Raw genomic sequence first — 13,625 nt, 5'->3', positions numbered from 1 at the left:
AATATAATAACTACCTTTGCACTTCCACAAAAGTGGAATTTTAAATAACAAAATTAATTAACACAATGCAACAGTACGAATCTGTAATCGTTCTTACCCCGTTGCTTTCTGATGATGCTGCGAAAGAAGTAATCGCAAAATTCAAAAACATCTTAACAGAAGGCGGAGCCGAGATTGTCGCTGAAGACAATTGGGGTTTGAAAAAATTAGCGTATCCAATCCAGAAAAAAACTACTGGATTTTATCACTTAACTGAATTCAAGGCTCCAGGTGAATTAATCAATAAATTAGAGGTTGAATACAAACGTGATGAGCGCATTATGCGTTTCTTGACTGTAAGCTTAGACAAACATGCTAAAGCATACAACGAGAAAAAACGTAGCGGTGCATTCAACAAAAAAGCTGAAACTAAAACTGAGGAGGGTGCAAACTAATGGCTAACGAAAATATCCAATACGTAACTGCTCCTAAAGTAGAGGACAACCGTAAAAAATACTGTCGTTTCAAAAAGAATGGTATCAAATATATCGATTATAAAGATGCTAACTTCTTGATGAAATTTGTAAATGATCAAGGTAAAATCTTACCTCGTCGTTTAACTGGTACATCTTTGAAATTTCAACGTAAAGTAGCTCAAGCTGTTAAACGTGCTCGTCACATCGGCTTATTACCTTACTTAGCTGATGCAATTAAATAAGGAGGACGATAGAAAATGGAAGTAATTTTAAAACAAGATATCAAAGGCTTAGGTGAGCAAAACGATATCGTTAATGTAAAGCCAGGTTTCGGTCGTAACTACTTAATCCCGCAAGGATTTGCTATCCAAGCGACTGAATCTGCAAAGAAAGTTTTAGCTGAGAACATCAAACAAGCTCAGTTCAAACAAGAAAAAATCAAAAAAGACGCTACTGAATTAGCTGGTAAATTGGAAGCTATCAAACTTTCAATCGGTGCTAAAGCAGGTGAATCTGGTAAAATCTTTGGTAAAGTAAACAGCATTCAAATTGCTGATGCGTTGAAAGCAAAAGGTTTTGATGTAGATCGTCGTCGTATCACTTTCGAAGTAGAACCTAAAGAACTAGGTGAATACATCGCAAACTTAAACTTACACAAAGAAGTGAAAGTTCAAGTTCCTTTCGAAGTAATTGCTGAATAATTCAGTTTATTTAGTCAATAATAAAAAGCGGCTATCCGAAAGGATAGCCGCTTTTATTTTTACCATACTTTACCCAAAAAAAACTCGCGTTACGGAGAGCAACGCGAGGCATAATCTAGGGTATTTGAAAGGGAAAATCTTTGTCAATTTCTATTTTTTTTCAAAAAAACAACTCCTAAATCATCGAGTCAAAAAAAACAATATCAAAACCGAAAAATCGAAACAAATTCTTTTCGAAAACCAATTTCAATACTCAAAAGAAGCAAAAAATATTGGTTTTTGCAAATAAAATTGATTTTTTATCAGAAATTAAACACAAATAGATTAAAACTAACAACAAAACCATATTAAAACACAAAAACACAAAAAATACAAAACATTACACTGTTAAAAAACAATATAAATATATAAAATCACACTAAAACAAATAAAATACAGACACAAAACAACTAAAATTCGAAATAAAATCAAAAAAATTGGATTTTAAAAACAAAAAAAAGCCTGAAATATAATATTTCAGGCTTTTTTTATTATTTAGCTAAGTTATGCTAATTGTTTTTCTAATTTCTCGTTCAATACTGATTTTGGAACAGCTCCAATTTGTTTATCAACTATTTCTCCATTTTTAAAGAACAATAAAGCTGGAATATTACGAATGCCATAACGAACAGAAATCTCTGGATTTTCATCCACATTTACTTTTCCTACAACAGCTTTACCTTCATAATCCTTAGCCAGTTCTTCAACCACAGGACCTACCATACGGCAAGGACCACACCATTCTGCCCAAAAATCAATTAATACTGGTTTGTCTGCTTTTAAGACAACTTCTTCAAAGTTGCTATCTGTAATTTCTAATGCCATAATCTTTTAATTTTATAAACCGAAGTTATATCTTTAATACTATTTAATTGCTAAAATCAATAAACAAAGATAGTAACAACTACCAATGTATTTGTAATCTTAATTACACAAATTCCAATCCAAACTAATTCAATCGGTAATTTATCCCTTCAAACTTATCTATACAGTCCAAAAATTCATTTGTTAGGTTTATTTTCAGACTTTTAGCTGGCATTTCGACAGATATTTCATCTTGGGGATCCCAAATTTTAAACTTTAATTGACAATTTGGCACAACCCCCTCAATCTCATTTTGCGCCAGTATATCTTTGATTCCGTCAAGAAATGCTTCATTCAACTTAGGTAAAGGAATATTAATCGTAAAACTCTTCGCCATCTTCTCACGAAGATCCGAAAGTAACTGTACACTACGCAGCTCAAAGCCCCAATTTCCAACCTGTCTGAAACGTTCCTGTACCAAACCCCGTAATTGCACAAAATAGCCCTCTTGCAAATATCCCTTCAACTTGACGTATTCTTCGCCAAAAACTGCCATATCATAAGAATCACTATAATCTTCTATGATAAACGACGCAAAAGGCTTACCAGTCTTTGTCAATCGATGGTTTGCCGATGCGATAATGCCACCAATCACCAATTCTTTATTCTTGATCCGATTAAACTCAAGCAAAGTCTCTTCATCGACCTCTGCCGCCTTAACCTTATTGATCAATGCCAAATCTGAAACCGAATTCTGACAAAAATGTTCAATTTCAAACCGGTATGTATCTAAGGGGTGACTGGTCAAATAAATACCGATAACATCTTTTTCATACTTAAGCTTTTCAATCAATCCCCATTGCGGACATGGTGCCAAAACGGGTTCCGGCAATTCTGCAGCACCACCTACACCAAACAAGCTCGCCTGGGCCGAACTTTCATTTTCTTTAAAACGCTGGCCGAATCGTATCGCCTTTTCCATTCCTGTTGAACTTTCATCCGAATGAAAATACTGTGCACGATGCGTATTGTCAAAACTATCAAAACCACCAGCATAAGCCAGGCTCTCGAAAGCTTTCTTGTTGACCGCACGAAGATCAATCCGTTTGGCCATATCGAAAACAGATTTATACAATCCTGATTGCCGTGTTTGCACGATAGCATCTACTGCTCCTGCCCCGACACCTTTAACCGCACCTATCCCAAAACGAATAGCTCCAGATTCATTTACCGTAAACTTATAATAAGATTCATTCACATCAGGACCAAGTACCTCTAGTCCCATACGTTTACATTCCTCCATAAAGAATGTCACCTGCTTGATGTCATTCATGTTATTAGAAAGTACGGCAGCCATATATTCCGCCGGAAAATGCGCTTTCAAATAGGCTGTTTGATAGGCAACCCAAGCATAACAGGTAGAATGGGATTTATTAAATGCATAACTTGCAAAAGCTTCCCAGTCGGTCCAGATCTTCTCCAGAACTTTTGCATTATGCCCTTTCTCCTCTGCCTGCGAAACAAACTTAGGCTTCATCTTATCCAGTACAGCTTTTTGCTTCTTACCCATGGCCTTACGCAAAACGTCGGCATCACCTTTCGAAAATCCAGCTAACTTTTGAGACAAAAGCATTACCTGCTCCTGGTATACCGTAATTCCATAAGTTTCTTTCAAATATTCCTCACAGGCATCCAAATCGTAAACAATAGGATCTATACCATGCTTCCGCTTAATAAAACTTGGGATATACTCAATTGGGCCCGGACGATAGAGTGCATTCATCGCAATCAAATCGGCAAATACCGTCGGCTTAAGGTCTCGCATGTACTTCTGCATTCCAGGAGATTCATACTGAAACACCCCTATGGTCTCTCCACGTTGAAAGAGCTCATAGGTAAGCTCATCGTCGATCGGAAATTGATCCGGATCCAGCACGATACCATGGCTTAATTTGACATTTTCGACCGTATCTTTTATCAGTGTCAGTGTCTTTAAACCCAAAAAGTCCATTTTCAGCAAACCGGCACTTTCAACAACGTGGTTATCGAACTGCGTCACATAAAGATCCGAGTCTTTTGCCAAAGAAACAGGAACGAAATTAGTAATATCGTCTGGCGTAATAATAACACCACAGGCATGGATACCTGTATTTCGTACAGACCCCTCCAAAACCCGGGCCTGTCTGATCGTTTCAGCTTCCAATCCAGCACCATCAGCAATAGATTTCAATCTATTAACAGCTTCAATTTCCTCAGTCCTCAGTTTTTCCTTTAAGCCGGCGTCATCTAAAGTAAAAATCTTGGATAATTTAAGATTCGGAATCAGCTTGGCAATTTCATTGGCATCCCCTAAAGGTAAATCCAATACACGAGCTGTATCTTTGATAGATGACTTTGCAGCCATTGTACCGTAGGTAATAATCTGGGCAACTTGACTAGCACCATATTTATTAATTACATATTGCATAACCCGTCCACGCCCCTCATCATCAAAATCGATATCAATATCGGGCATGGATACACGGTCAGGATTTAAGAAACGCTCGAAAAGCAAGTCATATTTAATCGGATCGATATTGGTAATTCCCAAACAATAGGCCACCGCTGAACCAGCTGCAGATCCCCGTCCTGGCCCCACAGAGACACCCATATCTCGGGCTGCCGCAATAAAATCTTGAACAATCAAAAAGTAACCTGGATACCCTGTTTTCTCAATGGTAGCCAACTCAAAGTCTAGGCGATCTCGAATATCAGTCGTAATTTCTTCATAGCGTTTCTCAGCCCCCACATAACAAAGATGGGCCAGGTATTTATTTTCACCACGTTTTCCCCCATCTTCAAGATCGGCTTCCACCTGAAATTCTTCGGGTATATCAAATTTAGGCAAAAGGACATCTCGGTTTAACTTAAATATCTCTATCTTATCGACAATCTCCTGGATATTTAAAATCGCTTCGGGCAAATCTTTAAATAGAGCCTTCATTTCATCCGAAGACTTGAAATAATACTCCTGATTCGGTAAGCCAAAACGGAACCCTCGTCCCCTACCTTTTGGCGTTGAGAGCTTTTCACCATCTTTCACACACAGCAAAATATCATGTGCATGCGCATCGCCTTTCTTCTCGTAATACGTATTATTGGTCGCAACAGTTTTAACCTCATATTTACGGGAAAACTTCAGCAACGTTTGGTTCACACGATCTTCATCTTCCTGACCATGACGCATCAATTCAAGATAAAAATCATCCCCAAATTGTTCTTTCCACCACAGCAAGGCTTCTTCGGCCTGGCTCTCACCAATATTCAGTATTTTATTCGGCACCTCGCCTTGTAAGTTACCTGACAAAGCGATAACATCTTCTTTATATTGAAGAATAAGATCCTTATCAATCCGCGGAACATAATAGAACCCGGACGTATAAGCAAAAGAAGCCAGTTTAGCCAGATTATGGTACCCGCGTTTATTTTTCGCTAATAACACAATCTGATAACCATTATCCTTCCTCGACTTATCTTTGTGGTTTTCACAAACAAAAAATTCACAACCAACAATTGGCTTTAAAAGCTGACCAGTAGGTTCCTGTCCATTTTCAACAGCCTCCGCATTTTGCGCTTCAACTTCTTTATTATGGCCTATAACACGAGAAACAAACTCAAAAGCCCCCATCATATTTCCGTGGTCCGTTAACGCAACAGCAGGCATATTATCCTTGACTGCTGCCGAAACTAACTTATCGTACGACATCGTCGACTGCAGAATCGAAAACTGAGAGTGATTATGCAAATGGGCAAATTTGGCATCCTTTAAAGCTGCTAACGCGTCCGCATCAACGACAACCTTGACTTCATCTGGCTGAGACCGTTTTCTAATTTCATCAGAAGCTGCTTTTAGGTTGATATGTTTCAGTCCAACAGTGGGTATAGGACCAGGATTGTTCGTTTTAAAATCGACAAAGTAGCCCGTATCGACCTGAAGTTCCTCAGTAGTGAAAACCTCTCTTCTGACAAGCTCCAGAAAACAACGTGTTGTCGCCTCAACGTCGGCTGTTGCATTATGTGCCTCAGCAAACGGTACTCCAAATAAATAGGAATGCAGCTCGGTCAAATTAGGTAATTTAAAGCGACCACCGCGACCACCTGGAATTTTCAGGAGTTCAGCTGTTACTTCCGTACAGGTATCTAATACAGGCATATTAGCCATATTAGACGCAACACTATAACGGTAAAATTCACAGCCCATGATATTCAAATCAAAACCAATATTTTGTCCAACAACAAACTTGGCTTTATTCAATGCCACATTGAATTTCTCTAGGACCTCCTGAAGCGGCACCCCCTGCTCTTCTGCCAATGCCGTCGATATGCCGTGTATTTTTTCAGAGTCATAGGGTATATCAAATCCATCTGGCTTAATCAAGAAATCGTGATGTTCGACCAAATTTCCCATCTCATCATGAATTTGCCAAGCCAACTGAATACAGCGAGGCCAATTGTCCGTATCGGTAATTGGTGCGTCCCAACGCTTAGGCAAACCCGTCGTTTCCGTATCGAAAATAATATACATAAAATTCTAACCCTCTTTAATACAATACATTAAATGCAAGACAATTTACATTTTTTTGAACTTGAAATTTACGAAATTATTAGAGAAGATTGTGTCAGATTTTTGCGAAAATCCACTAAAGAAAATCTAGCTTCACACGATACCGGCCGCTAGCTACGCTTTAATAAGAAACAGGATCATAAACTCCTCGATCTTCCTTTTTTTATGCGCCTCGAAAAAGTCAATATCAGGCCAAATCATCAAGCCCTCGAGCTCTTTCTTATCATGTATATCAAAAGATCCAACATTATGCCAACATCAAATTTACAGCTCCTTTAACACGTACTTCATAGGGACTTTATAGGGACCTCATTCGGACTTCATTCGGATGAATACCTATAATCTTCCTTTTAATTCCCTTTTATCTCCGGTTTTATTTCCTCTTAATTATGCGGTTGATATTGACTTATCTCCACCAAGTGTGGTAAAAATTTTCATCTAGAACCGCAACTTAACATCTACAGACCGACTGTCTTCCATTTGGGCATACTTATCCTCAATACAATTAAAAACGAGATAAGCACTATTAGGCGATAAAACACCTCAAATTTAATATTGTAATAGTTACACTATCCCAAGTATTTAGTATATTTGATTTTGACCCAAAAATCCATGATTAAAGCTATTTTTTTTGACATCGATGGAACTTTGCTAAGTTTCAAAACACATCAAGTTCCCGAATCTACTCAACAGGCATTTCAATTATTAAAAGAAAAAAACATCAAGGTATTTGTTTCAACAGGAAGGTCCTACAATCAGCTGGGGCATATTCGTTACCTCGATTTTGATGGATATATCACCTTCAATGGCGGGTATTGCGTCACGAAGGAACAGGACGTCATTTATAAAAATAACATTCCTCAAAAAGACATTCGCTCCTTATTAAATTATGCTAAAAAGCGTGAAGACCTGACTTTTTCATTCATGTCTGAAAAAGAAATTTCCTTGAACCAGGTTACACCGGAGGTATTCCAAATGTACCAGCAGGTCAATGTCCCCACCCCACCAGTTCGGGATTACGAACAGAATTTTGATCTTGACTCAGTTATGCAGGTCAATGTTTTCATCAATCCTGAAGAAGAAGCTGAATTCATGGAAAATGTGATGCCAAATTCAGTTGCTTCGAGATGGACGCCCGTTTTTGCTGATGTCAATCCTATGGGGCAAAGCAAAAAAATTGGAATAGATGTTTTTTTAGACCATTTCAACTTCACCTTGGAAGAAACCATGTCATTTGGCGACGGCGGAAATGATATTACAATGCTAGCGCACACCCATATTGGAATTGCTATGGGTAATGCAAATCCCGAGGTAAAGGAAATTGCAGATTATATAACAGATAGCGTTGATGAAAATGGCATCTGGAATGCATTAAAACACTTCAATATCATCTAAAGTTGGATAGTTAAGGTTATTCGAGAAGTATTGCTGTTACTATTCATCAGCAAATTATGTTTTTCCGGAAAAAGATAGTCCAATCGCTGTCGAAAATCACGTATCAATGTGCTGCTAAACTGGCTTTCCAGGTAATGGTTCACGCGATAACTCACTTCCAGCATAATCAGCTTTGATGAGCCCGATAATCGTATACGAACTGGATGAGAAAACATCGTATTATAACCATTTTCAACAGCATGCTGTACCACAGGAAAAAGAATGAGCGGCGGCAACATAATTTCATCCTGAGAGTGTAGCTTATTTTCCCATTTGACTGAAAAACCTGCTGGAAGAAAACGTTCGGCCAACTGCAAATATTGGTTCAACAAGTTAAGCTCTACCTGCAGAGCCTCAAATCGGTCAACATGAAGCTTAAGCAACTGCTCTTGAAAAGCAAAATACTCCACTGGATCTATTTTGTTACGTTGTATAAAATGCCCTATCAAAAAACTGTCCAGCTGACTGTTCCTAAAAGACAACCTATCCGCAAGTGCCAAAAGCTCTTCATTTCTTACACTCTTTTTACCCAAAAAACGATTGATTATACTCGACATTTCTTAAATTGCTGTAGATTAGAAACACAAAAATAAGGAAACATTATGTCAAATATTGCAATAGTTATTGAAGAAAGAGCCGCTGACATAGGCAATTTCTTAGTTGGCCGACTTCTGCCTTTCAGGCAGAAACGTATGGTCGGCCCTTTTATCTTTATCGACCACATGGGACCAGATAACATTGCCGAACCGCACTTTATGGATATTGCTCCACATCCGCATATCGGGTTATCCACATTGACTTATCTATTCGAAGGTAGCATTATGCACCGTGACAGCTTAGGAAATGCCGTGGAGATCAAACCTGGAGCAGTCAATTGGATGACGGCAGGTAAGGGTGTCACACACTCCGAAAGAACTCCCGAACAGCTGAGATCTACCCCGCACGACCTACATGGGCTGCAGATTTGGGTGGCCCTACCAAAAGAACTCGAAAAAATGGAACCTAATTTTGTTCACATAGAAGAACCGCAGCTTCCACATTGGACCGAAGACGGTGTATCTTATCGTTTAATTGCAGGTGAAATTAAAAACCATCGTTCCGAGGTTCCCGTATATAGTCCATTATATCTTATTGAAATCAAAGCAGAACAAGATGCGACCATCAAACTGGGCGATCACCTATATGGCGAAAGTGGATTATATATCCTTCATGGAACTGTTCATGCGGAAGGCCAGGAATTCGGTCCAAAACAGATTTTAGTTGCCAAGGATGCGAAACTATGTGAATTCGAAATGAAGGCGGGTACTTCAGTTTACATTTTTGGTGGTGAACCTTTTCCTGAACAACGATATATCGACTGGAACTTCGTCGCTTCAGACATTGAAACATTAAAAATAGCGCGCGAAAAATGGGAAAATCATGAATTTCCAAAAGTACCTGGAGATGACGGCTATATTCCAATCCCACCTGTAAATCCCACTTTAGGGCAGAAAAAAAATCAATAGCAATGTCCTAAACCAATAACAACGTGGACGTATAAATTGGAAAAAGTCGCACAAGTAGAAAGACAGAATAAGCAAAAATAAAAATGCTGGAAATCATACAACGACTTCCAGCATTTTTACTTAACCGATATGAAAGCCGACTAATGGGCTATCCCGCTCACACCACCGGAAACAACGAGTTTCATGGCATCTGTTGGAGACATATCTAATTTTTTGACCTTGTCTGCACTGATAATAACAACCTGTCCTGCAAAAGAGTAGGAATATGGAAAATACACCATAACATCTTCTTCAAGCCCAATGCTTTTTAAATCATGCTGCGTTAAGAAACCTATCTTCTTCAGACCAAACTCATTCACCGTCACCAAGACAGGTTCATTAAATTTCTTTGCATCACCAACAAAGGCCTCCGTAAAATCTTTAATCGAAGAATATAATGTATTTAAAAGTGGAATCCGCTGGATCTGATGATTAATCCACACTTTAATGGGGTCTGTAACAAAATTTGTAAAAATAAGCCCCGCCAAAACCAATACCAAAATAACGGTCAGAATACCTATTCCTGGAATATACAAGGGGTGCCCCCTATCATCCTCCAAAAAATGTTCAGTTAGATTCAATGCCGAATCAACTGATGCAACAATCCAAACTATTAAAAAAATAGCACCAGCAAGAGGAACCACTACCAGGACACCTCGTATCAAATAATTAATAAATCCTCTGATTAATTTACTAAACATGAATTGAAAATAAAATATTATTCAAAAATGCAGAATATCCTTTATTATTCATAAAAATATACTCTTTTTACGCGTTGGGAAATACTCGTCAGCAATTCATAAGGAATCGTCCCTATAGCCTTCGCCGCTGACTTTATATCAGGGTAAACGATAACTTCATCTTCCTCTCCAACTTCCACATCCGTTACATCCAACATACACATATCCATACATATATCTCCTATAGTAGGGACTAAAAAACCGTTTATCAACATTTTACCGACACCGTTACCAAAACGCCTATCGTAACCGTCCGCATAACCAATTTTAATTGTCGCAATCTTACTATCTCTATACAGGACGCCGTGCCTATTATAACCTACGGTTTCACCTGCTGGGAGGTATTTAATTTGCGTCACATTCGTTTTCAAGGTACTCGCCTCCCTAATGGGTAAATCATGACGCTCGATATCGATACCATAGAGACCTATCCCCAACCTCACCATATCAAAATACGCATTCGGCCACAATTCAATACCCGATGTTGCTGCAATATGACGTAGAAAAGAATATCCTATACCACTTTCGAGACGCTTTGTAAATTCATCCAGCAGATCAATTTGTCCTTGTGTAAATTCCCAATCCTTTTCATTACCTGCAGACGCTAAGTGGGAAAATGCAGATTTAACCTCTAAAATCGCTTCCGCACGTAACACAGCTATTAAACGATCGACCTCGTCAGGCATAAAACCCAACCGATGCATACCTGTATCTATCTTAATATGAATCGGAAAAGAAGCTATTTGTTTCGTTTTCAGAAAATTCAAAAAAGAAAACAATATTCTAAAGCTATAAATTTCCGGTTCAAGGTTATACTGAACAATGGACTCAAAAGAACTTTCATCAGGGCTCATCACTACAATAGGTAATTTTATGCCCGCACCACGCAAATCAACCCCCTCATCCGCAAAAGCAACAGTCAGATAATCCACCCGATTGAATTGCAAAAGGTTTGCTATCTCGAAGCTTCCACTACCATAAGAAAAAGCTTTGACCATGGTCATCAACTTCACCTGTTTCGGCAGCAGCTGTCGATATACGTTCAAATTATTCTCCAGTGCATTCAAATTGATTTCAAGCACTGTATCATGTGATTTTGCAACTAAAAGCTGACTGATACGTTCAAAATGAAACTCACGTCCTCCTTTCAATAATACCGTGGCATTTTCAAAAGAAAGCGACCTAATATCGGCCAAGAAAGCAGTTGTATCGCTATATGAAATAGAAGGCACTTCAAATTGTGCTGCCACTTTAGGCAACACTTCACCTATCAATATCAATTTATCCAAACGATACTCACTAAGCAAACGTTTCAGCTTGGACAAACTTTTTTCATCTTCGATATGGACACCAGGGATATCCGACAATATCAACATCTTGAACGGATGCTGTCCCTGCTGATTTAAAAACTCCAGGGCAATCTGCAGTGCATCTAGATCATTACTATACGAGTCATCGATAATTGAGCTATTCTTTTTTCCTTTTTTTAACTCAAGACGCATCGCCACTGGCTGCAGCTCTTTAATCCTCGCTGCGATCACTTCATTTTCATAACCAAAACGCAGCATCACCGCTACACAATTTATCGCGTTCTCAACATTTCCTTTATCCACAAACGGTACTTCAACAGCAAAGGTGCGACTGGCATAATAGAACGTGACCATAGTAAATCGGTCATTAACCTGCTTGATGGAATACACTTCCAAAGAAAGGCCCTCATCAAGCCCCCAGGAAAATTTTCGTGGTCTATATGGCAATTGAATATTTTCGAGGTAACTATTTGGAAAAATCATGGTTTCAACATTTTTAAAAAGCTCGAGCTTTTCATAGATCTTTTCCTCTTTAGATTTAAAACCAGCTTTGTGGGCAACACCGATGTTGCTCAATAGTCCTATAGTTGGTTTTATCATCTGCTCAAGGCGCAGCATTTCCCCTTTTTCTGAAATTCCCGCTTCGATTAGCGCAAGATTATACTGATCGGACAATCCCCACAAGGACAAAGCCACACCAAGTTGAGAATTATAGCTCTTAGGACTCCGATAAATCCTATATTCAGGAGACATAAGCTGGAAAAGCCACTCTTTTACAATCGTTTTGCCATTGCTCCCAGTAATTCCGATGACAGGATAATCAAATTTCTGACGATGAAAAGTTGCCAGCTCCTGCATAGCAACTAAACTATCCGCTACCCAAAGAATATTAGCTTCCAAAAGCTCCATTTCCTGTCCCTCATCGGCCTGAAGCACAAAGTTACGAACTCCTTTTTCGTAGGCTTCCCGGATATACCGATGACCATCTCTGTTCTTCTGAAGTGCAAAAAAAATCCCGTTGTCCGCCTGGGCAATTTTACGGCTGTCATAAAATAAATGCTGGACAAAAGAATTGGGATCCGTGATAAATGTGCGATTGGGATGTAAAATCTGGGCGATTTCCGATATTTTGTACATTCTCCTGATATATTTTGATTGTGTCAAAACTGAACATTTTTTTAGTTATTTCATATTATTTTTGAAATTTTGACAATATGTTTGACGAAGAAAAAAGAAACAAGAAGATATTAACGCAGCATCAGGCGCAGTTGAAAGCGGAAAGCTATTGCGTCTATCAAGAACGCGCACAGCAAGAAGTACGCGATAAGCTCTACAGCTGGGGACTAAACGAAGAAGAAGTCGAAAATGTATTGGCCAATTTGATCAGCGATAATTTTTTAAATGAAGAACGCTTTGCTATTGCCTACTGTAACGGAAAACTCCGCATGAAAGGCTGGGGTAAAGTAAAAATCAAGCAGGCACTCAAAGCAAAAAGGGTCTCCGAACAATTGATAAAAATTGCATTTAAGCAAATCGATCTAGATGAATATGAACAAATCTTAAATCATATCGTTGACAAAAAACTCCGTGAAATTAGTGGTAAGAACCACTATACAGTGAAAAACAAAGTTTATCAGTTTGCGCTATCCCGCGGATTTGAGAGTGATTTAATTTTTTCCACACTGAATTCAAAGGAGTTATAAAAAACACAGAAAGAAAGTAAATAAATATTTTGCAATATTAAATTTTCGCTCTATATTTGCATCACCAAAAAGGAACGCAAGGTTCTTTTGAAAATTGAAATAAAATTCCAATGCGAAAATAGCTCAGCTGGTAGAGCACAACCTTGCCAAGGTTGGGGTCGCGAGTTCGAATCTCGTTTTTCGCTCACCTGCCTAGGTGGTGGAACTGGTAGACACGCAGGACTTAAAATCCTGTTCCCGTTAAGGGAGTGCGGGTTCGATTCCCGCCCTAGGTACAAGAAAGCTCATCTAA

General features: G+C 38.7%; 11 protein-coding genes and 2 tRNA genes. 8 read left to right on the top strand and 5 right to left on the bottom strand.

Features of this window, described 5'->3' with window-relative positions; all coding sequences use genetic code 11:
- The first annotated feature begins 65 nt into the window (after positions 1-65).
- Genes rpsF through rplI form a run of 3 tightly spaced genes read left to right on the top strand, consistent with a single transcriptional unit; the run spans position 66 to position 1,156 of the window.
- Positions 66-434, top strand: a complete 369-nt coding sequence (rpsF, locus tag M2419_RS21115; protein ID WP_046671750.1) for a 30S ribosomal protein S6 — start codon at positions 66-68, stop codon at positions 432-434.
- Positions 434-697, top strand: coding sequence for a 30S ribosomal protein S18 (rpsR, locus tag M2419_RS21110; RefSeq protein ID WP_028071347.1), 264 nt, complete (start codon positions 434-436; stop codon positions 695-697). Before rpsF ends, rpsR begins: the two co-directional genes overlap by 1 nt.
- A gap of 15 nt (positions 698-712) precedes the next feature.
- Positions 713-1,156 carry a 50S ribosomal protein L9 gene (rplI, locus tag M2419_RS21105; RefSeq protein ID WP_046671751.1) on the top strand — a complete coding sequence of 148 codons (444 nt, stop codon included), beginning with the start codon at positions 713-715 and terminating at the stop codon, positions 1,154-1,156.
- Between the two features lie 543 nt (positions 1,157-1,699).
- Here rplI and trxA read toward each other — a convergent pair.
- Together trxA and dnaE are read right to left on the bottom strand one after the other, a co-directional pair.
- Positions 1,700-2,020: a thioredoxin gene (gene trxA / locus M2419_RS21100; RefSeq protein WP_046671752.1), complete on the bottom strand. Its 321-nt coding sequence runs from the start codon at positions 2,018-2,020 to the stop codon at positions 1,700-1,702.
- Positions 2,021-2,144: 124 nt separating this feature from the next.
- On the bottom strand, positions 2,145-6,563 hold the full coding sequence (dnaE, locus tag M2419_RS21095; RefSeq protein WP_153847737.1) for a DNA polymerase III subunit alpha: 4,419 nt from the start codon (positions 6,561-6,563) through the stop codon (positions 2,145-2,147).
- A gap of 651 nt (positions 6,564-7,214) precedes the next feature.
- Here dnaE and M2419_RS21090 point away from each other — a divergent pair.
- Positions 7,215-7,997 (top strand): Cof-type HAD-IIB family hydrolase, encoded by a 783-nt coding sequence (locus M2419_RS21090; RefSeq protein WP_159731289.1) that lies wholly within the window; start codon positions 7,215-7,217, stop codon positions 7,995-7,997.
- Here M2419_RS21090 and M2419_RS21085 read toward each other — a convergent pair.
- The gene (locus M2419_RS21085; RefSeq protein WP_153847739.1) at positions 7,994-8,593 is read right to left on the bottom strand and encodes a hypothetical protein; all 600 of its coding nucleotides are present in this window, start codon (positions 8,591-8,593) and stop codon (positions 7,994-7,996) included. The genes M2419_RS21090 and M2419_RS21085 overlap by 4 nt on opposite strands.
- Positions 8,594-8,638: 45 nt before the next feature.
- Here M2419_RS21085 and M2419_RS21080 point away from each other — a divergent pair, with 45 nt between their 5' ends.
- The gene (locus M2419_RS21080; RefSeq protein WP_120333353.1) at positions 8,639-9,541 is read left to right on the top strand and encodes a pirin family protein; all 903 of its coding nucleotides are present in this window, start codon (positions 8,639-8,641) and stop codon (positions 9,539-9,541) included.
- A 140-nt stretch (positions 9,542-9,681) separates the two neighbouring features.
- Here M2419_RS21080 and M2419_RS21075 read toward each other — a convergent pair whose 3' ends face one another.
- Positions 9,682-10,281: a DUF502 domain-containing protein gene (locus M2419_RS21075; protein WP_153847741.1), complete on the bottom strand. Its 600-nt coding sequence runs from the start codon at positions 10,279-10,281 to the stop codon at positions 9,682-9,684.
- A gap of 44 nt (positions 10,282-10,325) precedes the next feature.
- Positions 10,326-12,767, bottom strand: coding sequence for a bifunctional UDP-N-acetylmuramoyl-tripeptide:D-alanyl-D-alanine ligase/alanine racemase (locus M2419_RS21070; protein ID WP_159731287.1), 2,442 nt, complete (start codon positions 12,765-12,767; stop codon positions 10,326-10,328).
- 77 nt (positions 12,768-12,844) lie between these two features.
- On the opposite strand from M2419_RS21070, the gene M2419_RS21065 reads away from it, so the two are divergent.
- The 3 genes from M2419_RS21065 (at position 12,845) to M2419_RS21055 (ending at position 13,608) form a co-directional block, all read left to right on the top strand.
- Positions 12,845-13,333, top strand: a complete 489-nt coding sequence (locus tag M2419_RS21065) for a regulatory protein RecX (protein ID WP_153847743.1) — start codon at positions 12,845-12,847, stop codon at positions 13,331-13,333.
- 112 nt (positions 13,334-13,445) lie between these two features.
- A tRNA-Gly gene (locus M2419_RS21060) sits at positions 13,446-13,518 on the top strand.
- Positions 13,519-13,523: 5 nt separating this feature from the next.
- A tRNA-Leu gene (locus M2419_RS21055) sits at positions 13,524-13,608 on the top strand.
- The last annotated feature ends 17 nt before the right edge of the window (positions 13,609-13,625 follow it).

This window comes from Sphingobacterium sp. BIGb0116 (assembly GCF_024808035.1).
Classification (GTDB): Bacteria; Bacteroidota; Bacteroidia; order Sphingobacteriales; family Sphingobacteriaceae; genus Sphingobacterium; species Sphingobacterium paramultivorum.
The sequence above is the reverse complement of the archived record's forward strand: the minus strand, read 5'-3'. Positions and strand labels throughout refer to the sequence as shown.

Bases quoted from the DNA above. Each gene is read 5' to 3' on its own strand.
- rpsF (WP_046671750.1), top strand. From the start codon at position 66: ATGCAACAGTACGAATCTGTAATCGTTCTTACCCCGTTGCTTTCTGAT.
- rpsR (WP_028071347.1), top strand. From the start codon at position 434: ATGGCTAACGAAAATATCCAATACGTAACTGCTCCTAAAGTAGAGGAC.
- rplI (WP_046671751.1), top strand. From the start codon at position 713: ATGGAAGTAATTTTAAAACAAGATATCAAAGGCTTAGGTGAGCAAAAC.
- trxA (WP_046671752.1), bottom strand. From the start codon at position 2,020: ATGGCATTAGAAATTACAGATAGCAACTTTGAAGAAGTTGTCTTAAAA.
- dnaE (WP_153847737.1), bottom strand. From the start codon at position 6,563: ATGTATATTATTTTCGATACGGAAACGACGGGTTTGCCTAAGCGTTGG.
- M2419_RS21090 (WP_159731289.1), top strand. From the start codon at position 7,215: ATGATTAAAGCTATTTTTTTTGACATCGATGGAACTTTGCTAAGTTTC.
- M2419_RS21085 (WP_153847739.1), bottom strand. From the start codon at position 8,593: ATGTCGAGTATAATCAATCGTTTTTTGGGTAAAAAGAGTGTAAGAAAT.
- M2419_RS21080 (WP_120333353.1), top strand. From the start codon at position 8,639: ATGTCAAATATTGCAATAGTTATTGAAGAAAGAGCCGCTGACATAGGC.
- M2419_RS21075 (WP_153847741.1), bottom strand. From the start codon at position 10,281: ATGTTTAGTAAATTAATCAGAGGATTTATTAATTATTTGATACGAGGT.
- M2419_RS21070 (WP_159731287.1), bottom strand. From the start codon at position 12,767: ATGTACAAAATATCGGAAATCGCCCAGATTTTACATCCCAATCGCACA.
- M2419_RS21065 (WP_153847743.1), top strand. From the start codon at position 12,845: ATGTTTGACGAAGAAAAAAGAAACAAGAAGATATTAACGCAGCATCAG.